Raw genomic sequence first — 623 nt, 5'->3', positions numbered from 1 at the left:
ACCACGACGGCATTGTTGGCCTCTGCGAGTGAGGTTTATGCGGGCTTGCCGGTGACACTGACCGTGACTGTGTCGAGCGAAGGCGACGTACCAACGGGATCGGTCTCGATCGCACAATGTGATCGCAACTGCGACACCAGCCCCTTCACGACGATTGGGACAGTTGAACTTATCGATGGTGAGGCCAGCTTCACAACGAACCCGTTGACTGGACCGAACTATCCCGATGACAGCCGGACCTATTCCTTCCGGGCCACCTATCTGGGGGATGACAACTACTCGCAGAGCCAGTCAGGTCTCGTTGAGGTTACCGCCACGCCTAACGCCACCACGACGGTCGTTACCTCCGACATCAACCCCAGCTCCCTGGGCGAAGCGGTCACTTTCACCGCTACCGTCACCTCGCAGACGGGCCCTGCCTTCATAAGCAGCTCTGCGCCGTCCAGCGTCACTTTCTTCAATGGTGACACAACCATCGGCTCCGCCGGGATCAGCAATGGAGCCAACGAGTTCGGCTCAGGCAATGTCGCTATCCTGACGACCGATCAACTACCGACCGGAACACACAACATCACCGCAAGGCTCCAAACCAATGAGCCCAACTTCCTCCCAAGCACGTCAGA

At 58.4% G+C, this 623-nt stretch carries 1 protein-coding gene; it reads left to right on the top strand.

What is annotated here, in order from left to right; genetic code table 11:
- Positions 1–15 precede the first annotated feature (15 nt).
- Positions 16–623, top strand: a 608-nt coding sequence (locus tag V0U79_RS13640) for an Ig-like domain-containing protein (RefSeq protein ID WP_330200062.1), incomplete at its 3' end; no start/stop codon positions are given.

Source organism: Hyphobacterium lacteum (genome assembly GCF_036330345.1).
In the GTDB taxonomy this organism is placed as follows: Bacteria; Pseudomonadota; Alphaproteobacteria; order Caulobacterales; family Maricaulaceae; genus Hyphobacterium; species Hyphobacterium lacteum.
The sequence above is the reverse complement of the archived record's forward strand: the minus strand, read 5'-3'. Positions and strand labels throughout refer to the sequence as shown.